Source organism: Mesorhizobium sp. WSM4816 (genome assembly GCF_055811535.1).
Map to the genome: position 1 here is coordinate 124,567 of NZ_JBVVQR010000006.1, position 22,696 is coordinate 147,262.

The 22,696-nt window shown below is 63.3% G+C and carries 23 protein-coding genes; 16 read left to right on the forward strand and 7 right to left on the reverse strand.

From position 1 onward, the window contains the following. Window positions 1-6: 6 nt before the first annotated feature. From AC0L3H_RS09995 to AC0L3H_RS10005, 3 genes are all read right to left on the reverse strand, one after another. Window positions 7-891, reverse strand: a complete 885-nt coding sequence (locus AC0L3H_RS09995; protein WP_473585337.1) for a dihydrodipicolinate synthase family protein — start codon at window positions 889-891, stop codon at window positions 7-9. A 151-nt stretch (window positions 892-1,042) separates the two neighbouring features. After that, window positions 1,043-2,326, reverse strand: coding sequence for a D-tagatose-bisphosphate aldolase, class II, non-catalytic subunit (locus tag AC0L3H_RS10000; protein WP_473585338.1), 1,284 nt, complete (start codon window positions 2,324-2,326; stop codon window positions 1,043-1,045). After that, on the reverse strand, window positions 2,323-3,267 hold the full coding sequence (locus AC0L3H_RS10005) for a sugar kinase (protein WP_473585339.1): 945 nt from the start codon (window positions 3,265-3,267) through the stop codon (window positions 2,323-2,325). The genes AC0L3H_RS10000 and AC0L3H_RS10005 overlap by 4 nt, the downstream gene beginning before the upstream one ends. A 129-nt stretch (window positions 3,268-3,396) precedes the next feature. Here AC0L3H_RS10005 and AC0L3H_RS10010 point away from each other — a divergent pair, with 129 nt between their 5' ends. After that, the gene (locus AC0L3H_RS10010) at window positions 3,397-4,419 is read left to right on the forward strand and encodes a LacI family DNA-binding transcriptional regulator (RefSeq protein ID WP_473585340.1); all 1,023 of its coding nucleotides are present in this window, start codon (window positions 3,397-3,399) and stop codon (window positions 4,417-4,419) included. Here AC0L3H_RS10010 and AC0L3H_RS10015 read toward each other — a convergent pair. The 3 genes from AC0L3H_RS10015 to AC0L3H_RS10025 all read right to left on the reverse strand — a co-directional run bounded on the left by AC0L3H_RS10015 (window position 4,407) and on the right by AC0L3H_RS10025 (window position 7,573). After that, entirely contained in the window at window positions 4,407-5,384 is a 978-nt protein-coding gene (locus AC0L3H_RS10015; RefSeq protein WP_473585341.1) for an alpha/beta hydrolase, read from the reverse strand. The genes AC0L3H_RS10010 and AC0L3H_RS10015 overlap by 13 nt on opposite strands. Before the next feature lie 16 nt (window positions 5,385-5,400). Continuing rightward, complete coding sequence (locus AC0L3H_RS10020; protein ID WP_473585342.1) at window positions 5,401-6,549, reverse strand: Gfo/Idh/MocA family protein; 1,149 nt, start codon at window positions 6,547-6,549, stop codon at window positions 5,401-5,403. A gap of 262 nt (window positions 6,550-6,811) precedes the next feature. Further along, complete coding sequence (locus tag AC0L3H_RS10025; RefSeq protein WP_023797150.1) at window positions 6,812-7,573, reverse strand: DeoR/GlpR family DNA-binding transcription regulator; 762 nt, start codon at window positions 7,571-7,573, stop codon at window positions 6,812-6,814. 158 nt (window positions 7,574-7,731) lie between these two features. Between AC0L3H_RS10025 and AC0L3H_RS10030 the strand changes: the two genes are divergently transcribed. From AC0L3H_RS10030 to AC0L3H_RS10085, 12 genes are all read left to right on the forward strand, one after another. Continuing rightward, window positions 7,732-8,532, forward strand: a complete 801-nt coding sequence (locus AC0L3H_RS10030; protein WP_473585411.1) for an aldolase — start codon at window positions 7,732-7,734, stop codon at window positions 8,530-8,532. A 3-nt stretch (window positions 8,533-8,535) separates the two neighbouring features. Continuing rightward, the gene (locus tag AC0L3H_RS10035) at window positions 8,536-9,486 is read left to right on the forward strand and encodes a PfkB family carbohydrate kinase (RefSeq protein WP_473585343.1); all 951 of its coding nucleotides are present in this window, start codon (window positions 8,536-8,538) and stop codon (window positions 9,484-9,486) included. 90 nt (window positions 9,487-9,576) lie between these two features. Next, window positions 9,577-10,722, forward strand: a complete 1,146-nt coding sequence (locus AC0L3H_RS10040) for an ABC transporter ATP-binding protein (RefSeq protein WP_473585344.1) — start codon at window positions 9,577-9,579, stop codon at window positions 10,720-10,722. A 114-nt stretch (window positions 10,723-10,836) separates the two neighbouring features. Continuing rightward, window positions 10,837-12,084, forward strand: a complete 1,248-nt coding sequence (locus AC0L3H_RS10045) for an ABC transporter substrate-binding protein (protein ID WP_123150270.1) — start codon at window positions 10,837-10,839, stop codon at window positions 12,082-12,084. A gap of 139 nt (window positions 12,085-12,223) precedes the next feature. Beyond that, on the forward strand, window positions 12,224-13,120 hold the full coding sequence (locus AC0L3H_RS10050) for a carbohydrate ABC transporter permease (protein ID WP_027153440.1): 897 nt from the start codon (window positions 12,224-12,226) through the stop codon (window positions 13,118-13,120). A gap of 5 nt (window positions 13,121-13,125) precedes the next feature. Then, complete coding sequence (locus tag AC0L3H_RS10055; RefSeq protein ID WP_023797144.1) at window positions 13,126-13,968, forward strand: carbohydrate ABC transporter permease; 843 nt, start codon at window positions 13,126-13,128, stop codon at window positions 13,966-13,968. A 189-nt stretch (window positions 13,969-14,157) separates the two neighbouring features. Beyond that, window positions 14,158-14,973 (forward strand): sugar phosphate isomerase/epimerase family protein, encoded by an 816-nt coding sequence (locus AC0L3H_RS10060; RefSeq protein WP_473585345.1) that lies wholly within the window; start codon window positions 14,158-14,160, stop codon window positions 14,971-14,973. A 10-nt stretch (window positions 14,974-14,983) separates the two neighbouring features. Beyond that, entirely contained in the window at window positions 14,984-16,060 is a 1,077-nt protein-coding gene (locus AC0L3H_RS10065) for a Gfo/Idh/MocA family protein (protein ID WP_473585346.1), read from the forward strand. After that, window positions 16,060-16,878, forward strand: a complete 819-nt coding sequence (locus AC0L3H_RS10070; RefSeq protein ID WP_473585347.1) for a sugar phosphate isomerase/epimerase family protein — start codon at window positions 16,060-16,062, stop codon at window positions 16,876-16,878. The genes AC0L3H_RS10065 and AC0L3H_RS10070 overlap by 1 nt, the downstream gene beginning before the upstream one ends. Next, the gene (locus tag AC0L3H_RS10075) at window positions 16,878-17,711 is read left to right on the forward strand and encodes an alpha/beta fold hydrolase (RefSeq protein ID WP_473585348.1); all 834 of its coding nucleotides are present in this window, start codon (window positions 16,878-16,880) and stop codon (window positions 17,709-17,711) included. The genes AC0L3H_RS10070 and AC0L3H_RS10075 overlap by 1 nt, the downstream gene beginning before the upstream one ends. Further along, window positions 17,708-18,430, forward strand: a complete 723-nt coding sequence (locus AC0L3H_RS10080; RefSeq protein ID WP_473585349.1) for a ribulose-phosphate 3-epimerase — start codon at window positions 17,708-17,710, stop codon at window positions 18,428-18,430. The genes AC0L3H_RS10075 and AC0L3H_RS10080 overlap by 4 nt, the downstream gene beginning before the upstream one ends. After that, window positions 18,430-19,467 (forward strand): ROK family protein, encoded by a 1,038-nt coding sequence (locus AC0L3H_RS10085; protein WP_473585350.1) that lies wholly within the window; start codon window positions 18,430-18,432, stop codon window positions 19,465-19,467. The genes AC0L3H_RS10080 and AC0L3H_RS10085 overlap by 1 nt, the downstream gene beginning before the upstream one ends. A gap of 130 nt (window positions 19,468-19,597) precedes the next feature. Here the strand turns inward: AC0L3H_RS10085 and AC0L3H_RS10090 are convergent, their stop codons facing one another. Next, on the reverse strand, window positions 19,598-19,840 hold the full coding sequence (locus AC0L3H_RS10090; RefSeq protein WP_473521059.1) for a hypothetical protein: 243 nt from the start codon (window positions 19,838-19,840) through the stop codon (window positions 19,598-19,600). A gap of 60 nt (window positions 19,841-19,900) precedes the next feature. Between AC0L3H_RS10090 and AC0L3H_RS10095 the strand changes: the two genes are divergently transcribed. Genes AC0L3H_RS10095 through AC0L3H_RS10105 form a run of 3 tightly spaced genes read left to right on the forward strand, consistent with a single transcriptional unit; the run spans window position 19,901 to window position 22,649 of the window. After that, entirely contained in the window at window positions 19,901-20,890 is a 990-nt protein-coding gene (locus AC0L3H_RS10095) for a sugar ABC transporter substrate-binding protein (RefSeq protein ID WP_473493791.1), read from the forward strand. Continuing rightward, window positions 20,887-21,888, forward strand: a complete 1,002-nt coding sequence (locus AC0L3H_RS10100; protein ID WP_473493790.1) for an ABC transporter permease — start codon at window positions 20,887-20,889, stop codon at window positions 21,886-21,888. Before AC0L3H_RS10095 ends, AC0L3H_RS10100 begins: the two co-directional genes overlap by 4 nt. Next, complete coding sequence (locus AC0L3H_RS10105; RefSeq protein WP_473585351.1) at window positions 21,885-22,649, forward strand: ATP-binding cassette domain-containing protein; 765 nt, start codon at window positions 21,885-21,887, stop codon at window positions 22,647-22,649. The genes AC0L3H_RS10100 and AC0L3H_RS10105 overlap by 4 nt, the downstream gene beginning before the upstream one ends. Window positions 22,650-22,696: the final 47 nt, after the last annotated feature.

The following is a 22,696-nucleotide window of genomic DNA, read 5'->3' on the forward strand; positions in this document are numbered from 1 at the left end:
TGCCGGTCAGGCCGGCTCTGTCGCAAACAGCCTGTCATAGGCGGCAGCAAGCTGTTGCCGCCCCTGCGAACCGATCGGCTCCAGCGGCGGACGGACCGCCAGCCAGCGCTCGTCGCCGGTTTTGCGCGCCACCATGACCTTCACCGCCGGGATGACCGAATATCTAAGCAATTCGAGCACGAAGCTCTCGACACGGGCATCGTCGCGCCCATCCTCGGCCATGGCGCGGATTTCGCCGGCGACGAAATTGGCCATGCCGGAAATGGCGCCATGCCCGCCCTGGCGCACGCTTCTGGCCAGGTGCCGCTCGTCGCCGATCAGGATCACCAGGTCGCCATGGGCTCTTAGCAGCGCCTCGCTGTAACTCCAGTCGCCACCCGAATCCTTGACACCGGCGATCACGCCGGGGAAGGCCGCACACAGCCGACCGATCAGGGCAAGCGGGAGCGGCACCATGGTGACAGAGGGGATGTTGTAGAGGAGGATGCCGCGAGCCAGCGGCCCGAGCGCAGCGAAGACGGCAGAAAACCATCCGAACAGCCCGTCCTCGCCGACATTCTTGAAGTAGCTCGGCGGAGCCAGCAGGATGTTGCGGACGCCGCACTGCAAGGCATGCCGCGCCTGTTCGGCGGCGTCTTCGGCTGCGTCGACCAGCACGCCGGCAACGAGCCGATGTGCCGGAATGCCGGCGGCCAGCATGGCCTCGGTAATAATCCGCCGCTCTGCCGTGCCCACGGAGGCGCCTTCCCCGGTGGTGCCGAACAGCGTGGCGCTGCTGCAGCCGGCGCCAAGGCAAGCCCGGGCCTGCGTGACCATGGGAAGGATGGCGATCTGCCCGGACGCATCGAAAGGCGTGGCGAGAGCAACCGAAAGACCAAAGCGCGAAACCACTATTCTCTCCAGATGTCGATGTGCAAGCAGTACTACCACACTAACATGTTAGTTGTAAATTGCGGCGGGACCTTTTCCAAACGGCGTCGACATCGGACGAATATATGATGCGGATTTGGGCGGCTGCCGTCTTTCGGCGGCGCGATCCCTACTATCCCGTCGCGTCCGCGTAGATATCGAGGACACGGGTGATGCTGCCGATCAGAAGCTCGTGAGCGAGGGGCTTAACCCGGCCTGCGGCAACCTCGGCGTCGAGCTGCCCCAGACACTGGCTGATCAGCGGCCGGGGGATATCCTTGTCCCTCAGCACGTCCAGCAGCGTCCGTGTTGCGCGCTGCGCCTCCGGCGTCGGCCAGTAATAACGGATGCGGTCGCTGAACGAGAAATGCCGCTGCACGCGCTGCTCGTCCGGCGTGCCCGGATAGTATTGCTGCCAATTGGCCGGCGACGCCAGCATGATGCGTTCCATCGCGGCAGGCAGGCTTTCGCGCGAAAAGTCCGACGCGAGGATATCAGCGACATGGCTGAGCCCATACAGCGCTTGGCGAAGCGCGAAGGTCAGCCAGGGGCCGACCTTGAGGATGGCAAAACCGTCGCGAACGAGGGCATTGAGCGCTTCGGCCGGCTGGTAGTCGGTCGAATGCGCCTCAAAAACCAATTGCGGCATACGGTCGAGCACAGCCACCAGTTCAGTCGCCTTGGCCGGTGCATAGGGCACGATCTCGGTGTTGCCGAACTCGACGCCGGGCTGGACGACGACACCGACCGCACGGCCAAAAGCGGCTTCGAGGCCGACGCGGGAAAACGCTCTCGCGTGGATTTCTACGGTGCGCAAGGCATCGCCGGGCGCCGTCACATGCAGGTGGTCGAGCGCCTCCAGAGCCCCGCCCGGCACCGGCACTTCGGTGCCGATGACGTAGACCGGTTTTTCGCCGCCTGCCCGCTCGACCGCCGCCTCAGCGATTGCTGCAAGTTCGGCCGCGCGCGCGGCGATCATTTCATCGGCAAGCACGGCTGGATCGTCGGCGCAGGCCATGCTCGTATCCAGATGCATCTTGGTGAAGCCGGCGCTCGCATAGGCATCGATCATCGCCGCAGCCTTCTTCATCGCGGCGGCGGCAACCATGTGCTTCCACGGATTCAACCCGAGATGATCGCCGCCGAGGATCAGGCGATCGACGGGGAAGCCGACTTTGTGCGCTTGCGCCTCGACGAAGCTGCGGAACCCCGCAGGTGTCATCCCGGTGTAGCCGCCGTCGTGGTTGACCTGGTTGCAGGTGGCCTCGATCAGCACATCCGCGCGCCGCGCCGCGCCATGGCGCAGGGCAGCCTCGATGACCAGCGGATGCGCCGAGCAGACCGAGGCGATGCCGCTTTTCTCGCCTGCGGCGCGCTTGGCCGCAATGTTCGCAAACCTTCGCGTCGCGTCACTCACTGCGTGTTCCCCGTGGCGATGAATGCCTCGACCGCTTCAAGCGGGAAAATGCCCTCCATCGGCCCCTTGCGGGTGACGGCAAGCGCACCGCAGGCGTTGGCAATCCGCAGGGCTTCGGCAGGAGCCGCCCCGCGCAGCCAGAACGAGACGAAAGCAGCACCGAAGCAGTCGCCCGCACCGGTCGGATCGACCTCGTCGACGGCAAAGCCGGACGAGGCGACCGCACCGCGATGATCATGATAAACGGCGCCGGCGGCGCCTTTCTTCAGGACGATGCAGGACAGGCCACGGGCCAGCAGTTCGTCGACTGCACCCTCCTCGTCCCTGGCGGACGAAAAAAGGAAGAGCTCCTCGCCGCTCGGCAGGAAGATGTCGGCTCGCGCCAGCACTTGGTCGAGTGCTGCGCGCATGCCGGATGCCTGCATGATCTCGCGGCGGATGTTCGGATCGAAGGACACGGTTCCGTCTTTGGCCTTGACCGTCTCGATCGCCGATAGCGCCACCGCGATGGCGCGGTCGGAAAACAGCGACGAGCCCATGACATGGACATGATCGGCACCGGCGAGCAGCTTTGTCGCCGCGGCGTTCGTCTCGATCAGGCCGGCGGCGCTGTTGCGGATGTTGAAGACGAAATGCCGGCTGGCGTCGGCCCGGTAGGTGACGAAGGCTGTGCCCGTCGCATGGCCCGTGTGAACCGCGATCGCCGACACGTCGGCGCCCAGTGCCCGTAGCCGATCGATGTTCAGCCTGCCGAAATCGTCGTCGCCGACGGCGCCGATGAGGCCGGCCGGCTGGCCGAGCGCCGCCGCCTGGCCGATGAAGATCGCGGGCGCGCCCGACGGGTAGGGTCCAAGCAGCGGACCAGGCTCGAGAAAGCTCTGGCCGATCCGCTCGGCCATGATCTCGACCAGAATCTCGCCGGCACTGACCAGCTTCTTCATCTCGCGGAATCCCTCGATTCGCCTACTTCAAGTGAATAAGGCTTGTGCTTTTTCGCGTCAATTAATAAATTTACGCATGGAAACTATGCAATTTTTGTGTAAAGTTTCGCCTTGCATTCGGGGGCTTTGATGTCGATGACGCACAAGACGATGGAGGATTTTGCTCGCTCTTGTGGTGTCTCCAGGCCGACACTGTCGAAATATTTCGACGATCCGAGCAGCGTCAAGCCGGCGACACGTCAGCGGATCGAAGTGGCGCTGCGCTCGTCCGACTACCAGCCCAATCTGTTTGCACGCAACCTCAACCGCAAGCGGACCCGCAGCATCGGCATTGTCGTGCCGACGCTCGCCGATCCCTTCTATTCGGAAATGGTCAGCCGCATCGAACTCAGGCTGCGCGACGAAGGCTACTGGCCGATCGTGATCTCCTCGCACGGCTTGCGCGAGCTCGAAGTGGAAGCGACACGAACCATTCTTTCCCTGAAAGTTTCCGGCGCGCTGATCGCGCCGCTCGGCCTGCGCTCCGACGAGCGCACGCTGGAGAAGCTGACACAGACCATACCGATCGTCTATTTCGACACTTATCTTGAGGGCGAGACGCCATTCGTCGGCAACAACAACAGCCAGAGCGTCTCGACCATCGTCGATTATCTCTGCCGCTCCGGCGATGCTCCGGTCTATTTCGATATCCCGCACGTCAACCACAATTCGCGCGAGCGCCTGAACAGCTATGTCGGCGCCATGCAGCGGCTCGGGCATGAGCCGGTGCTCATCGGCACCCCTTATGACTACAGCTGGGATTTCGAACGGATCGGCTATGAGCAGATGGAAGCGATGCTTGCCCGTGGCGGTCTGCCGGGCAAGACCATTCTGTGCGCCAACGACCGTCTCGCCTTCGGCGTGATGGCAGCCGCCTACTCGCAAGGCCGCAAGGTCGGCCGCAAGGGCGATTGCGACCTGCGGGTCGCAGCCCATGACGACCATCCGCTCAGCCGCTACACCTGCCCTGCCCTCACCACCATGGCGCAGGACTTCGCTTCGATGGCCGGACGCAGCGTCGAGACGCTGCTGGCCTTGCTGGACGAGGACGACGCGACAGTTGCACGCAAGGTCAGTCTCGACGCGACGCTGGTCATGCGTCAGTCGGCCTGAGCGTTTCCAAACACAGGATCGAAGCCGCGCCATGCGGCAACTGCCGCGCCGACCGCTTGCCGCGCCGCCGGACCATGGCGGCCCATCGAAACGAAGCCATGGATCTGGCCGGGCCAGCGCCGCAGGACGACCGGCACCTCGTCATCTTCCAGACGCTTCGCGTAGGCCTCGGCTTCGTCGGCGAGGATATCATGGCCGGCGATTGCGACAAAAGCCGGCGCTGCGCCGGCAAGGCTTGCGGCCTTGAGCGGCGACACGCGCCAGTCATCGATATCGCCAGCATGGTTGATATAGTGGTCGCGGAACCAGGCCATGGTCGCCAAGGTCAGGCCATAACCGTCGGCAAAGCGGCGATAGCTGTCCGCCGCCTGCGAGGCGTCCGTGTTCGGATAGAACAGCAGCTGCGCCGCCGGCGGCTTCTTGTCGCCGCGCGCAAGCAGGCAAAGGACGGTAGCGAGATTGCCGCCGGCGCTGTCGCCGGCGACAGCGATCCGTTCGGCGTCAATGCCGAGATCGCCCGCGCCGTCCTGCATGAAGGAAAGTACGGCGCGGCAATCTTCGATGGCCGCCGGAAATTTGTGTTCCGGCGCCAGCCGGTAGTCGGGAGAGACGAGGACGCAGGCCGCCATATTCGCAAGCCAGCGGCAGATCTCGTCATGCGACTCGAGATTGCCGATCACCCAGCCGCCGCCATGCAGATAAAGCAGCGCCGGGGCAGCGGCCCCGACCGCGCCCTGTCCGCGATAGATTCTGAGCGTCAACGGGCCGCCGGGTCCGGTGATGGTGCGCTCGGTCAATGAGCCGACCGGCTCGCGCTCGCCCTGGAGTGCCGGAAAGCCCTCCTCATAGGCGCGGCGCGCCTCTTCAGGCGTGCCGGCTTCGAATGGCGGGGCGGCCGCCTGCCGGTCAAGGTCGAGCACATGCCGGGCCTCCGGATCGAGCAAGGGTGAAAGCAATGTCGTCATCGTAAGCCCTCCGATATCAGGCGAGCAGGCTCGCCGCTTCGGCGTCCTGGAAGAGCGGCGGCTGATCGACCGTTGCGTTGACGGCGACGGACTCGCGGCTCTCACCCGAAGCGAGGATCGCCTCCATGATTTCCAGCACATGAAGCGCAAGGTCGCCGGACGCCCGCGGCTTTCTTCCTGTTGTCAGCGCGCGCGAAAGATCGGCAACGCCGAGCATGCGATAATTCGCGCGGTCGGGCGCGGCGAAGGGCCAATTGCGCGCGCCATAGAGTTCGCTCTCACTGTGGAAGTCGGCCCAGTCGGCCCCTCGTTCCGACAGCGAGACGGTGCCGCCGAACGTATCCGGATCGGGCAGCCTGAGCGAGCCTTCCGTCCCATGCAGCTCGATCGGGTGGTTGGAGTGCCTGAAGACATCCCACGAGGCGCCGAAGGTGACGGTGGCGCCTGAGCGAAACTCCAGCAGCGACAGGATGTTGGTCGGTGTGCCGACCTTGAAGCTGGTGTTCCGGTAGGGACCTTCGGCGGTGATCAGCCGCTCCTCCTGGCCCCGCGTCGCCATCGCCATCACGCGGGCCACCGGCCCGAGCAAATTGACCAGCGTCGTCAGGTAGTAGGGACCCATGTCGAAGACCGGTCCGCCGCCGGGCTGATAATAGAATTGCGGATTGGGATGCCAGTGCTCCATGCCGCGCCCCATCATGAAAGCGGTGCCGGTCACCGGCCGGCCGATCGCACCCTCGTCCATGAGGCGGCGTGCCCGCCGTCCGGCGGCGCCAAGGAAGGTGTCCGGGGCCGAGCCCAGCAGCAGCCCGCGCTCCGCCGCCTCGGCGACAAGCCGCCTGCCGTCCTTGGCCGAGGTCGCCAGCGGCTTTTCGGTGAAGACGTGCTTGCCCGCCGTAAGCGCTGAAAGCGAAATATCGAAATGCGCCACCGGGATGGTCAGGTTGAGGACGAGATCGATCTCCGGGTCGGCCAGAAGCGCATCGACGCCGACCGCGCGGATGCCAAATTCCTTGGCGCGCAGCGCAGCCATATCGGCCGAAATGTCGGCGCAGGCGCGTAGCTCGACCTCGCCGAACAGGGCCGCATTGCGCAAATAGGTCATGGAGATATTGCCGCACCCGACAACGCCGATGCCGAGCTTAGCTCCTGATTTTCCTAGCATTTTCCACTCTACCTCCCGACGGCGCAACGCTGTGGTTGAATCATTGCACCAGCAACGGATCACAGTCGAAAGCCGCTATACAACATTTTAAATCTTGACGCGCGTAAAATTATTATAGAACATGCGAAAATGATGGCGCAACATTGGAGGCCGCCAGCCTTGAGGAACATGACTGACATGAAAAACGGCCAACAGCCGATGCGAATCCCGTGGGTCATGCGCGCGTTGGATCTTTCCGTCGCGGTCAGGGACCGAGATGGGGTCAGGCATAAATCACCTTGGCCCCGGTCATCTCAAGCTGGCTGCGTATTGGACCGGGCAGGCCATCGTCGGTGATCACCACATCGACGGCCGACAGCGAAAATGCCTTGGAGGTCCCGCTGACGCCCCATTTGCTCGAATCGGCGAGGAGGACAACGCGCCGGGCCATGCGAACGAGGTTTCGCTTCGTTCGCGCCATGTCTTCGTTCACGTCGACCACATCCAGTGACGAGTCTATCGCATGCGCTCCAACAAAGACCTGATGCGCTACCAAGCCGCCGAGAGCCGTATCGGCATCGGTGATCAGCGTGCTCACCGTGTCGGGATAGACCCGGCCGCCGATCATATGAACGTCGAGCCCGGGACGATGCATAAGATGCTGCACGATATTCATGGCCGTGGCCGCGACCACGACATTGCTGAGCGGCGGTAACTGCATGGCAACCTGCATCAATGTCGAGCCGCCGTCGAAGATGACCGATTGGTTGTCCTCGAACAGGTCTAGCGCCGCCCGGGCGATGCGCTTCTTTGCGTCGAGGTTCGTTTGCATCCGCCGGGCGAACGCGGCCGTAGTCGAATCGGTGGTCCGGGTCACCGCCCCTCCACGGGTCTTGGTCAGTAGTCCCTTGCGGTCAAGTATCTCGAGGTCGGAACGGACCGTGACCTCCGACACGCCAAACCCGTCTGACAGGTCCTTCGTGCGCACCTGTCCGCTGCGCTGCACCTCACCCAGGATCGATTGGCGTCTCTGCTCCGACAACATTGCCCTGCCCTTCCCTGCGCCAAGCAACCGCTCTGGCCTCGGTTCAGCTTACCAAAAATATGCAAATTCGAAAGCTTTCGAAAGATTGTATTTCTTGTTTCTTTCGGAAACACTGGGTCCAGGATTTTGAAATCAAACGATTGGGGAATTTTGCACTCATGAGCCTAGGAACCAAGGTGCGTCTTGCGCGCCTCTTCTCGCATCCATCGGGGAAACTTTTTGGCGGCGCGGTCGACCACTTCGTCGGCTATGGCGACGTGCGCAAAGGCGGCCTTGCCGACCTGCCGGGTGCGCTCGCACGCGTCATGGTGGGCAAACCCGACTACGTCAGCATCCAGCCTGGCACCGCGCGCCATCTGTGGCCGCAATATGCGGGCAAAGCTTCCCTGGTGATTCAGGCGGGCTGCTTCACTCCGGACGATCGCATCAGCGAGTTGATCGCAACGCCCGAGGATGCGGTGCGCGCGGGGGCCGATGCGTTGGCCGTGGCCATTCCGGTGCGCGGCGCGACCGAGGGCAAATACATACGCTGGCTGACCGATTCGGTGAATGCAGCGGCCCGCTACGGCATGCCTGTGGTGGCGCATATCTACCCTCGCGATTTCACCGACGGAGCAAAAATCGTCTTCACCCCCGACGAGATCGCCTATGCGGCGCGCATCGGCTACGAGTCCGGTGTCGACGTGATCAAGATCGGCTACACGGGCGATTTCGAGTCGTTCCGAGAGACCGTCCGGACCTGCCCGGTGCCGGTTGTGATCGCGGGCGGTCCAAAGACCGATACGCTGCTCGGCGCCCTTCAGCAGACGGCGGACGCCATCCGTGCCGGCGCGCGCGGTGCCGTGGTGGGCCGCAATCTCTGGGGGCATGGCGATCCGGAAAAGGCAGCAATTGCCTTTCGGGGCGTCATCCATGACGGCCTTTCGGCGCAAGACGCCTTGGCGAAGGCGGGTGCCTGAACGATGCCCACCGTCCCTTCAATCCTCGGCTTCGGAGCTATTGCGATCGACGACATCGTCTATGTCGATCAGCCGTTGTCGGCGGGCAAGGGAAAGGTTCTGCAAAGTGCCCGCGCTTTCGGGGGAAATGTCGCGACGGCACTTGCCGCCGTCGCGCGGCTCGGCGGAACCGCCGGCTTCGTCGGATGGCTGGGCAGTGCCGCCGACGACGCCGTGTTGTGCGATCTCGTTGCGAGCGGCGTTGAAACCGCGTTCGCGCCGCGCCACCCCGACGCGCGCCCGGTGCGCTCGCGGATCACCGTCGGCTCGGACGGGGAACGGTTCATCGCGTATGACGACGATGCGATGCTGGGCACCGCTCCGGATTTTCCGGACGATATCCTCAGCCGGGCGACCGTCCTGATCGTCGATAGCTACGCGATCCGGTCCCTGGATGTCGTGGCTCGGGCTCGCGATCTCGGCCTTGCGATCCTCGGCGATGTCGAATGGAGCAGCGGCCCAGCCACGGAGCGGCTGATCGCGCTCTGCGACCATCTCATTCTTCCACTCGGCTTTGCGCGGACTGCCACGGGGTGCCGATCGCCCGCCGAGATGCTCGATGCATTGTGGTTGCCGTCGCGGTCCGCAGTGGTTCTGACCGACGGTGGCAGGGGCGTGTACTATCGCGGGCGTGAAGAGACAGGTCTCTGGCACCTGCCCCCGCACAGGATTGTGGTCGTCGACTCGACCGGTGCGGGTGACTGCTTTCATGGCGCCTATGCCCATGCGTTGACGCGCGGAGCCGGCACCGCAGGCCGGGTGGCATTCGCGGCCGCGGCGGCAGCCCTTTCGATAACGGGCCGTGGCGGGCGCGAGGCGCTTCCGACCGACGACCAGGTTACGGAACTCCTGGCATCGACGAACGCGCCGTCAGCAGTCGAACTGGAAAAAACGCATGTCAATACTGGAACATAGCTAGAAACTATACGATGAAATATTTCGCATGTGAACATGCTCCGAGGAGGGTTATAAAAATCAGCGGCTTATGCTTGCGGAGGGAGGAATATGGCAGAAGTAATTCTTGAGAATATCTGCAAAACCTACGGTAACAATTTTCGCGCAATCGACCAATTGAACCTATCGGTCGAGGACGGCGAGTTCTTGATTCTCGTCGGGCCATCCGGCTGCGGCAAATCCACCGCGTTGCGAATGATCGCGGGATTGGAGGACATCACCAGCGGCAGCCTTCGGATCGGCGGAATAGACGTCGTCGACATGCCGCCCAAGGACCGCGACATCGCGATGGTCTTCCAAAGCTACGCGCTCTACCCGCATATGACGGTGTTCGAAAACATCGCCTTTTCGATGCGACTGGCAGGCAAGCCGAAGGCCGAGCGCAAGATGCGCGTGGACGAGATCGCCAAAACCCTTCAGCTGACGTCTTTGCTGGACAGCAAACCCGCGAACCTTTCAGGCGGACAGCGTCAACGGGTTGCCATGGGCCGCGCCATGGTGCGCGAGCCGGCCGCCTTTCTCATGGACGAACCCCTTTCCAATCTGGACGCGAAACTGCGCGTGCAAATGCGCGCCGAAATCACCAGTCTGCAAAAGCAGCTCGGCGTAACGACCATATACGTGACCCACGATCAAATCGAAGCGATGACGATGGGAGACAGGGTCGCGGTGTTGAAAGGCGGCGTGCTGCAGCAGGTCGATACACCCAAGAGGCTCTATGAATCGCCGGTGAACGCCTTCGTTGCCGGCTTCATCGGCTCTCCTTCGATGAACCTTTTCGAGGCGACCCTGACGGGCGACGAACTGATGTCCGGCACCTTCGCCATCCGGCTGCAGGAGGCAGCCTTCGTGCGCAGGCCGGGCTTGAGGTCGTTTGCGGGGCGCAAGGTCGTATTCGGCATACGACCGGAGGATCTTTATGACAGCAGCCTCGAATCCGGTCGCAAGTATCAGACGATACCGGCCAAGGTGACCTCGATCGAAGAACTCGGATCCGAACATATTGTCCATCTGAACATCGACGCCGTCCGGGTGGACTCCGGCGATCCGGACGCGGTGGACGATTTTGGCCTGGCATCGAACGCGGTGGCGAGATTCGAGCCGATCAGCGCCGTCCACTCCGGCTCGGAAATCCGGTTGGCCGTGGATGATGCCAAGTTCCATTTCTTCGATCCCGAGACGCATCTGGCGATCTGAAGATCTGCGGCAGACCGCAGGCGAGAGCGAGGCGCCTGCGAAACGCAAGAAGGCTTCTGGGTAGAGCAGACGATCGTCCGCATTGTGCGGTCGATCTTAAAGAAGGAGGAGAAAATGATGTTTCGGATACAACCCGCGATGCTGAAAATAGCCGCGGCCGCATGGTTGCTTGGCGCAACCGGCGCCATGGCGGACACGACGCTGGAATTCACCCAATGGTGGGAGCCCGAATTGCCGGCCGGCTCGCTCAGGGCAATCATGAATGACTTCGAGGCTGCAAACCCCGGAATCAAGGTGACGCTGGTCAGCGGCCCCTATGCGACCACGCGAGACCAGATCTCGGTTGGTGCTGCAACTGGAACGCTTAGCGACGTCGTCGGTCTCGACGGCGCCTGGGTGAACAATCTGAACGCGCAGAATGCGCTGGCCGACATGAACCCGATGATGGATGCGAGCGAGTTCGACAAGACCCAGGTCGCGGATATCATCAAGGTGGACGGCAAGGCGGTGATGTTTCCCGTGGCTTCGTTCGTCTATCCGGTCTTCGTGAACATGGATCTCGCCGCCCAGGCAGGCGTGACCAAGCTGCCGTCGACCCGCGCGGAGTTTCTCGAAGCCGCCAAGAAGATGACCCATGCCGACAAGAACCAGTATGGCTGGGTGCTGCCCTTGTCGCTGCAAACGCCGTCCGGTGTCCAGAACGACCTGATGTCGTGGGTCTGGGCCTCGGGTCAATCGATGATGGCTGACGGCAAGCCGGCTCTCGAGGGCAAGCCGGTCGTCGATATGCTCACCTTCGTCAAATCGCTGAACGACGCCGGCGTCATTTCGCCCGGCATTGCCACCAAGACCGAGCAGGAAAAGGTCGAGGAATTCGTGAACGATCGGGTCGGAATGATGATCGACTCGCTCGCGCATGTGAACCTCATTCGCAAACGCAATCCCAAGCTGAACTTCGACCTCATCCCCGTCCCGGTCGTGGAGAATTACAACGGCAAGCGCGGCCTTCCCTACGCCTCCTGGGGCATCGGCATCTCTGCGGCCTCAAAACATCAGGAGGAAGCCTGGAAGCTCGTCCAATATCTGATGAGTGAAAAGGTGAACGCCAAGCTCGTGACGCTTGCAAACGCCTTCCCGGGCAACGTCAATGCCAAGCCCGATTTCGTGACCTCGGACAAGGCTTTCGCCAAGGCTTTCGAAATCTTCAAGACCGGCTATCTCGCCAACGAGTTCACGGGTCTGCCGGTGGCTGAAGACCTGATGACCCAGTTCGACGTGGAAGCCCAGAAGATGCTCGCCGGCGAGCAGTCTCCGGAAGAAGCCGCAGCCAACGCTCAAAAGGGCTGGATGGCGAAATTCTGAGCGACCTGTTCCCCGTTGCTATCTTCCACCGGGTAGCCTGACTTAGGGCAGGCCACCCGTCAACAACGGATCGGCAATTTGAGATGGACCTCTTTCCGAAGCGCACCTTCCTCTTGAAGGCACATCCCAAGGGTGGCACATGACTCGGCAGAAGCGCTCCCACCATCGACTGAAACGAGCGGTCGCACCCTATCTCTATCTGTCACCCTCGCTCCTCATCATCGGCCTTCTGATGCTACTGCCGATGGTGACGGTGATTGGCTATTCGTTCCAGAACAGCGCGGTGCTGCGTCGCGACCCATCCTTTGCCGGACTGAAACACTACCACGCGATCTTTGCCGATCCGGTGTTCTGGGCCTCGCTGTGGCACACGCTCTACTTCACCTGCATGAGTGTCATCTTCCATATGACCATCGGCATGGTCTTCGCACTCATGCTGAACAGCGACCGCATCAATCCGACGCTGCGCAACATTCTGCGCGTACTCTACATACTGCCTTGGCTGTTCACCGCGGTGATTATCGCCGTGATCTGGCGCCTCCTGCTCGAGCCGAACGGTGTCGTGAACAGCGTTCTCATGCAGATGGGCATCATCGGTTCCAAGGTCGAGTGGTTTTCCTCGACGGCGACCGCGCTGCACGCCGTCACCTTCGCCAATATCTGGGCGGGCTACCCGCTTTTCATGGTCAGCTTGCTCGCAGGCTTGCAGGGCATTCCCAAGGATTTCTACGAGGCCGCCGATATCGACGGGGCGAAGGCCTACCAGAAGCTGATCTTCATCACCATCCCGCAGCTGATGCCGATCATTATCAGCATCTCGCTGCTCGACTTCATCTGGACCATGCAGGTCTTTCCATTGATCTGGATAACGACGGGCGGCGGTCCGATCTACTCGACCGAGGTCCTCAGCACTTACACGTACAAGCTGGCGTTTTCGAGCTACAACCTGTCGCAGGCGTCGGCGAGCGCCGTGGTCATCCTGCTGATCTCTCTCGGCCTGACGCTGTTCTACATCCGCTATCAAAAGGCTCGGTAGTCACCATGAGGAAAAGGCACACACCGAAAGACAGACTGATCACCGTCGCGCTCCATGTCGCGCTTGCCGCAGGGCTCTTTTTCGCGGCCTTCCCGATCTACTGGATGCTGAGCAGCTCGTTCAAGTCGAATACCGAAATCTTTGCGCTGCCACCAACCGTCCTGCCGAAGGCCTTCACGCTGGAAGCGTATGCGGCCATCCTTGGCGACCCGGTAAAGCTGCGCTTCTTCTTCAACAGCTACTTCGTGGCCGGAGCGGTGACCGTGCTGACGGTCCTGATCGCCTTGCTGGCGGCTTATGGGTTCAGCCGTTTCAATTTCCGTGGAAAGGGCAGCCTCAACACACTCATCATCAGCACGCAGACGATTCCGCCGATCACGCTTTTGATCCCCTTCTTCGGGCTTGTCGTCTCGTATGGCATCTTCGACACCTACGTCGCACTGATCCTGACTTACCTGGTGTTTACGCTGCCCTACGCGATCCTGCTGATGACGGGATATCTGAACACCTTGCCCCGCGATCTCGATGAAGCGGTGGCTGTCGACGGCGGCACCAGCTGGACCGCACTCTGGCGGGTGATCGTCCCGATTTCACTGCCTGGTATCGTGGCGACGTCGGTCTACACCTTCCTGTTGTGCTGGAACGAATTTCTCTTTGCGCTGACGCTGACGAAGTCAACGTCCATGCGCACCGTCCCGATCGGCATCCAACTTTTGATGGGGCAGCACGCCTTCGAATGGAACCAGATGATGGCGATGAGCGTGCTGGGCTCGCTACCGCTCTTGCTCATCTACCTCGTCGCCCAGAGGTTCTTCCTCGCCGGCATGACCGCGGGCTCGGTCAAGTAGGATGTCCCTCCCACGGAGAACCGATGGGGAAGGCCGCGCGTCGAAATCGATGGATTGGACCTTCACTGCTGGCAGGCGATATCGCCGCGCCTCGGGCGTCTTCATAGCGCCGCTGAATCGTGCTCGTGCTGTTCATCCAGCGCCACATCAACAAAGGGCTGACGCAGGGCGGCATCAAGGAATGAAAGCATGAAAGACCTGAAAGTCGGTTGCCAGACCTTCACCTGGGAAATGCTCGGAGACCGGTTTGCCGGTGGTCCCGACGATCTGCTCAAGGCGATCGCCGATGGCGGTTATGCCGGCATCGAGATCACCGACACGATGATCGGGCGCTATGCCGACAGGCCGGCGGAATTCGCCCCGGCGCTGAGATCGGCCGGCCTCACCCTTGTTTCTTTCGCCTTCGGCTCGAAGAGCGGCTTTACGCTGATGGAGAGCATCGGCCCCGACCTGGAGACAGCGAAACGCTGGATCGATTTTGCCGCTGCCTTTCCAGGCGCGCTGGTCTCGATGGGCTCGGCCACCGTCGTGTCTGACGGCCCGCGCGACGACAAGTTCCCTATTGCTGCCGAGTTCTACAACAAGGCCGGCGAATTTGGACGCAAGGCGGGCGTCGAAATCGCTGTCCATCCCAGCTCCCACCACAACACGCTGCTGTTCGACCGTGCCGACTACGACCGGATCTTCGCACTGATCGATCCCGCGCTTGTCGGCTGGGTGCCCGACACCGGACACATCTTGCGCGGCCATCAAGACATGATCGATACGCTCACCACCTACCGCGACCGCATCCGCTACGTGCATCTGAAAGACGTCGATGCCAGCGGCACTTGGGCTATGCTCGGCAAGGGCGTTTGCGATACCCAAGCCGTGATCGATATCGCCAGCGCCGCACCTCGTTTCAACGGCTGGCTGGTGCTGGAAGAGGAATCCGAGACCGCCGCCGGCGATCCGGCCGCCGCGGTCAAGACCAACCGCCAGACGATGCGCGGCTACGGCGCGTGAGGAAGAGACCATGATCCGGAAGCAAGACCGTCGCCTTCGTGTCGGCGTGCTCGGTTGCGGGCCGATCGCCCAATTCGCGCATCTCGAATCCTGCGTGAAGGCCGGCAACGCCGATCTCTATGCGATCTGCGATGCCGCCCCTGATCTTCTGGCGCGCATGGCCGCGACCTATGAACCCGAAAAAGTCTATGGCGATTACGATGAGATGCTGGCCGACCCGCAACTGGAAGCGGTGATCGTGGCGACCTCCGACGCCTACCACGTGCCGATGTCGATCAAGGCGCTCGAGGCCGGCAAGCACGTGCTGTGTGAAAAGCCGATCGGCGTCTCGGTCGAGGAAGGCGAGATGCTCGCCGATGCGGTCCGGCGCTCCGGCACGGTGCTGCAGGTCGGCCATATGAAGCGCTTCGACCCGGCACTGGAAGCGGCGCGCGATTTCGTCCGCGATGAGATCGGCGAGATCCTGGCGCTAAAAGCCTGGTATTGCGATTCCACGCACCGCTACACCAACACCGACGCGGTCCAGCCGCTGCCCGTCACCAGCAAGCTGGCACGCAAGCCGGGTGGCAATCCGAAGTCCGATCTCAGGCAGTATTTCATGCTCGCGCACGGCTCGCACCTTGTCGACACCGCGCGCTTCCTGTGCGGCGAGATCGTTGCCGTGCGCGCCCGGCTCAACGAGCGTTTCGGCGCCTATTGCTGGTTCGTCGAAACCGAATTCGCCAATGGCGCGCTCGGCCACCTTGACCTCACCGTGGCTGTCCGCATGGACTGGCACGAGGGTTTTCAGCTCTATGGCGAAAACGGCTCGGTGATCGCTAAGACCTTCAATCCCTGGTATTTCCGGGCGAGTGAGGTCGATATCTTTCACGAGAAGGATGCAACGTCGCGAAAGCCGCTCGGCGCCGACGGGCATTTCTTCAGGCGCCAGCTCGAAGGCCTCGCCGAGACAATCCTTGACGGCAAGCCGATGCGCGGCGCCAACGTCGAGGACGGCCTTGCCTCGATCCGCGCCATGGTGGCGATCGCCCGTTCGGTCGAAACCGGTGATCGCGTCGAGATCGCTTCCGTAACGGGAGCGGTCTGATGCAGATCGGGGTGTTCGCCAAGAGCTTCCCCGGCAGCGAGCCGGCTGGCGTGCTGGCAGCGGTCCGCGACGCGGGATTTGCCGTCACCCAGTTCAACCTTGCCTGCGCCGGGCTGCCGTCGATGCCGGATGCGGTGCAAAAGGACGCCATTGATGCCATCGCGGCCGCATCGAATGCTTGCGGTGTCGTCCTTGCAGCGCTCTCGGGAACCTACAACATGGCCCATCCCGCCAAAGCTGTGCGCGACGACGGCCTGCGTCGGCTTGGCGTGGTCATCGAGACCGCGGCAGACCTTTCCGTTCCGCTGGTCACCTTGTGCACGGGAACGCGCAACGCGGACGACCAGTGGGCATATCATCCCGACAATAGCGAGCCCTCGGCATGGGACGACATGGCGGGCGAGATGGAAAAGGCGTTGCAGCTCGCGGAGCGTCACGGCGTCGATCTCGGCATCGAACCCGAACAGGCCAACATCGTCACCTCGGCGTCGGACGCGGTGCGCCTCATCGCCGAGATGGGGTCGACACGGCTGCGCATCGTGCTCGATCCGGCCAACCTGTTCGAGCAGGCGAGCCCCGAGGAAGCACGCGCCATCGTCGCCGCCGCCGTCGAACGCACTGCGGGCCACGTCGCCATGGCCCATGCAAAGGACCGTTTCGCTGACGGCCGCTTCACGACCGCCGGCCGGGGTGTCGTCGACTTTGCGGATTTCGTCGCCAGGCTGAAAGCATCGGGTTTTGACGGGCCGCTGGTCACGCATGGCCTCTCGGCCGAAGAGGCCCCCAGCGTTGCCCGCTTCCTCAAAGGGCTGGTGTGATGGCGCGCCTGGCCACGCTGCTTCGCGATAACGCCACGCTTCGGATTTCCGATAGTGGCGACGGCATTGCGGTCATCTTTCAGCATGGGCTGGGCGGTGGCGACGCGCAGGTCGCCCAGGCCTTCCCTTCCGGGCCGGGCTTGCGGCGCATCACGCTGGAATGCCGCGGGCACGGCGCCTCCGGACTGGGCAGCCGCCGGCCGTTCTCCCTGGAGATGTTCGCGGACGATGTTGTTGCCGCCGCCGATCAGGCCGGTCTCGATCGTTTCGTCGCCGGCGGCATTTCGATGGGCGCGGCGATCGCCATGCGCCTCGCCTGCCGTCATCCGGACCGCGTCGCGGGTCTTCTCCTGGTGCGGCCGGCCTGGATTTTCGACGACGCGCCGGTGAACCTGCTGCCGATCGCCGAGGTTGCCAGGCTTATCCTGGAACACGGGCCCGACAAGGCGAGGTCGATCTTCGCGCAATCGGAAACCGCCGCGCGCCTGCGGCGTGAAGCACCCGACAATTTTGCCTCGGTGATCGGCTATTTCGACCGGCCGGACGCCGCGCCATTCGCGCAGGTCCTCGCCGACATTGCCGCCGACGGCCCGGGTGTTTCGGCGCGTGACGCCGCGGTGCTTGGCATTCCGACGCTGGTCATCGGCAATGCCATGGATGCGGTGCATCCGCTGACGGCGGCCCATACGCTCGCCGCAGCCATTCCCGGCGCGACCTTTGCCGAAATCCATCCCAAGGCGCTCGACAGCGTCAGGCATTTCGCCGAACTGCAGGCTGAGATCACGATCTTCCTTGAGACCTACTCGAACTTCCGGAGCCTCGTTCCGTCATGACGACCAAATCCCTGTCCGGCCCCGCTGCCATCGCCGCCCTGCCACGCAACCGGCTGCTCGGCGAGTTTTCACTGTGGTCGGCCGACCTTGCCAATATGGAGCGCGACCTGAAGCGCATAGAACCTCACGTCGACCTTCACCACATCGACGTCGCGGACGCCCGCTTCACCCCCGGCTTCCTGTTCTTCCCGGATCTGGTAGCGCGGATCGCCGGGCTGACGGCAAGGCCTATCCATGTCCACCTGATGGTCGAAGCCGAGATCGTCGATGAGCAGACGCGTCAGTTCATCGAGGCCGGCGCCGATCTGGTCAGTGTCCACGCCGAAAACGGCGAAGCCGGCCTGCGCGCCGTGCGGCTGGCGCATGCGCTCGGCGCCGAGGCCGGCGTGGTGCTCAGGCTGGAAACGCCGGTGGCCGCGATCACGCCATTCCTGTCGCAAGTGGCGTTTGTGACGCTTCTCGGCACATCCATCGGCGTCAAGGGCCAGAGCCTTTCCGAGCAGGCCTGCCCACGTTTGATCGAAGCGCGCGCACTGATGAGAAAAGCCGGTCGCGAAACTGACATCATCCTGGCTGCCGACGGCGGCATCCGCCACGAGACGGTGCCCCGCCTGCGCGCCTCTGGCGCCGAGACGGTGGTGCTCGGATCGCTGGCGTTCGGCGACCCCGACCTTGCGCAGCGCATTCGCTGGCTGCATGGGCTGGAGGTCGCCGCCTGATGACAAGACTGGCCCTCGCCTTCGATCTTGGCGGAACGGAGCTGCGCGGCGCGCTGGTCGAGAGCGACGGCGGCGTTGTCGCGCAGGTCTCGGCGCCGACGATGGCGATTGCGGGATCGGATGCGGTGATCGGCCAGATCATCGCACTGGCAGGGGCTCTTCTGACACAGCGCCCACAGGCGGATGTCGCCGGGATCGGCATCGGCGCGCCGGGACCGCTCGATCCCAAGGCCGGTATCGTGATCGCGCCGCCGACGCTGGCCGGCTGGCACGATGTGCCGTTGATCGACATTCTCGGCAAGCATTTCGGCCTGCCGGTGCGTCTGGAAAACGACGCCAACGCGGCAGCGCTGGGCGAATGGCGCTTCGGCGCCGGCCAAGGTACCGGATCCCTCGTGTTCGTCACCGTATCGACCGGCATTGGTGGCGGCGTCGTCGCCGACGGCCACATCTATCACGGCCGGCGCGGGCTTGCGGCCGAGATCGGCCACATGACCATCACCGGCGAGGGCGACCGCTGCTTCTGCGGCGCCGTCGGCTGTTTCGAGGCGGTCGCCTCCGGTACCGCGCTCGGGCGGCGTGCCACGGCGCTGACCGCGCCGGGCGACGGCTCCCTGCTTAGGCGCCTTTCGGCTGACGGCGACGTTTCGGCCAGGCACGTCGTCGAAGCCGCACGTGCCGGCGATATCAGCGCGCTCGAATTGATCGAGGCTGAGGCGAAGTGGCTCGGCATCGGCTTCACCAATCTGCTTCACCTCTATTCGCCGGATCTGATCGTCATGGGCGGCGGCCTCGCCAACGGTTTCGACCTGTTGGCTCCAACCATCAGGGCAACCGTCGAGCAGCGGGCGATGCCGGCCTACAGGGATGTGCCGATCGTGCCGGCGCAGCTTGGCGACCGCGCAGGACTGATCGGCGCGGCCAGCCTGATCCTGTGGGAAGGCGAACCGGGCGCGCCGTTGGCGATGGCGCAGGACAAGGACAGCAAAGGCGGCCGGACCGAACGTGTCGCCGGCAGGGAGGCAATCCATCGCTGAGCTCAAGCTGCTGGCGCCGGTCACCTGTGGCCCGGCGCTGGTGCCGCTGCATTCGGCGTTCGCGGTGGATTCATAGGCTGAAGCCACACAACTGACGACGCCGGCATCAAGCTGCTTCGCCCCCCAAGCGTCAATTTCTGCTGCACCGCAGCACATCAAAAACCTCTGCATACCATTTTAAATGTTGACGCATGTTAATTTTTTCTAAAACATGCGGAAATGCTGACAAGGCATCGGTCAGCGCTCCGGGAGGAGAAATGCCAGACACGAAAATGGCCATGACCGGGCGCTCGGAAACCGCCGTGCGGCGATCGCCGGTCGGTCGGTCGCCTGTCATCGCAAGCGCCGGGCTGGCCTTCGCCGGCACAGCCATTCCGTTCGCCGGGCAACGGGTCGATTGCGACACCACCAACAAATTAGGAGGAGGAAGAGCATGCGTATGTTCAATTGCCTGACGCTTGGCGCAGGCCTGTTTGCAATCGTGATTTCAGTGCCGGTCCATGCCGAGGACGCGGCCCGCGTCGCGGCGATCGTCAAGGGTCTCGACAATCCCTTCTTCCAGTACATGCACCAAGGCATCGAAGAGCAGGCCAAGGCCGACGGCGTGGCCGTCACTATCCAGGCAGCCGCCAATATGGGCGACGCTACCGGGCAGGCCGATCGATTGACCGCCATGGCCATGCAGGATTTCGACTGCTATCTGGTCAATCCGATCAGCGTCAGCAACCTCGTCCAGGCACTTGTCCCTGTCGCCCAGAAGAACAAGCCGATCGTCAACATCGACAGCACCATCGACGCCGAGCAGGCCAAGGCCGCCGGCTTCACCATCTCAACCTACATCGGCACAGACAACGTTGCCGCCGGCGTTCTGGCGGGCGAGGAGATGCTGAAGCTGGTTCCTGCAGGCTCCAAGGTCGCGCTGGTGGCCGGCATTGTCGGCGATGTCGGCAGCAACGCCCGCATCAAGGGCTTCAAGCAGGCTGTCGAAGGCAAGCTCGAAGTCGTGGTGATGGTCAGCGCCGACTGGGATCGCGAGAAGGCGCTTACCGCGGCCACCGACATCCTGGCCGCGCATCCCGATCTCGCCGGCTTCTTCGCCGCCAACGACATCATGGCGCTCGGCGTTCAGCGCGCCGTCCAGACCTCGGGCAAGGACGTCAAGGTGATCGGTCTCGACGGCATCGTCGACGCGTTGAAATCGGTGGCGGCCGGCGAACTCGCCGCGACCGTCGCGCAATATCCCTATGTCGTCGGTGCCATGGGCGTGGAAGCCTGCAAGGCAGCGGCCATGGGCAAGGAACTGCCCGCCAACGTGCCGGCGCCGGTTCTATTGATCAACAAGGACAATGCCGAAGCCTCGCTGAAGAACTTCCCGCGTCCAGGCGACGACTATCCCGATCCCTTCCGCGAGATGTTGAAGTGAGCATTCCTGAACAAAACGCGCCCGTGCATACTGCGGGCGCGGCGGAGGAGAGCCGCCCCTCCCTGTCGGCTCTCCTCCTGGATCCTTCCTTCTGGGCCGACTGGGCATCGGTCGTCGGTCTTGTCGGCCTCGTCATCGTCTTCGGCATTAGTCAGCCGGTCTTCCTCAGCATCGCCAACTTGCAGGCCCTGCTGCTGGCCGCGGCGATCCTGGTCGTGCTGTCGATCGGCCAGACCTTCGTCGTCGCGACCGCCGGCATCGATCTCTCCTTGGCGGCAGCCGTCATGCTGGGCGCCATCATCCTCGGGCTCGTCGATGCCGCGGGCTATGGCATCTTTCTCGCCTGCGTGCTCGCCGTAGCCGCCACCAGCGCGGTCGGTTTCCTGAACGGCGCGCTCATCACAGCCGGGCGAATACCCGACTTCGTGGTAACGCTCGGCACGCTTTCGGGCGTCACCGGGCTCGGCCTGATCCTGTCGGGCGGCGAGCCGATAATGGTCGGCTCGACCTTCCTGCTGCGGCTGGCCTCGGGCTCCCTTGGACCGTTCGGCTATCCCGTCTGGGTGGCGATATCAGCCGTTCTGGTGGCGCATATCGCGCTCTTCCACACCCGCTTCGGCGTGCATCTGCTGGCGACCGGCGGCCAGGTCGAAAGCGCCAGCGCGCTCGGCATCCACACCAACCGGGTCAAGATCGTCGCTTATACGATTTCAGGCTTCTGCGCCGGCATCGCCGCACTGCTTCTGGTGGCGCGCATCGGCTCGGCCGAACCGCAGATCAATACCAGCCTTCTGCTCAATTCGGTGGCGGCAGTCGTCTTGGGAGGTGTCAGCCTGTTTGGTGGACGCGCCAGCATTCTCGGCCCGGCGATCGGAGCGCTGATGCTAACCGCTCTCGTCAACGGGCTGACGCTGCTCAGCGTTTCGGCCTTCTACCAGCCCTTGGCCGTTGGCGCCATCGTGGTGCTGGCGGCACTGATCATGCGGTATCAGAAATGAGCGCCGTCAATCACTCCCCGTCGGCCGACGCGATCCTCGCCTGCGAAGGACTGAGCAAGCATTTCGGCGGCATCCGCGCCTTCACCGATGTCGCCTTCCGGGCCCGCCGTGGCGAGGTCACCGCGGTGATCGGCGACAATGGCGCCGGCAAGTCGACGCTGATACGCTGCCTGGTCGGCGTGCATGTGCCGGACGCTGGAGACATTTTCTTCGACGGCCGGCTGCACCCCTTCGCCAATCCCGACGAGGCGCGCAAGGCCGGCATCGAGACGGTGCACCAGAACCTCGCGCTGATCGATGAATTGACCGTCGCCCAGAACCTGTTCCTCAACCGTGAGATCGTGCGCCGGATCGGCCCCTTCGCGCTGCTCGACCGCAAGGCGATGAAGCAGCAGGCGCGCGCCATGCTGTCACGCCTGTCGATCAACATGCCTTCGGTCAGCCAGCGCGTGCGGCGCCTGTCGGGCGGACAGCGACAGGCGATCTCGATCTGCCGCGCCGCAGGTTCCGGCGCCAAGCTGGTGGTGATGGACGAACCAACCGCAGCGCTCGGCGTGCAGGAGACGGCCAATGTCGAAGCCCTGATCCGGCGGCTGCGCGAACAGGCCGTCAGCGTCATCCTGGTCAGCCACAATTTCGATCAGGTGCGGCGCCTGTCCGACCAGATCTGGGTGATGCGAGCGGGACGGATGGTGGCGACCGTCCGTTCATCCGAGACGACCGGCAACGAACTCGTCGCGCTCGTCACCGGCGCTGCATGACGGACGGCCGGGTCGAGCCGCACCTGTAGCTATAACGAGCTGTTGGC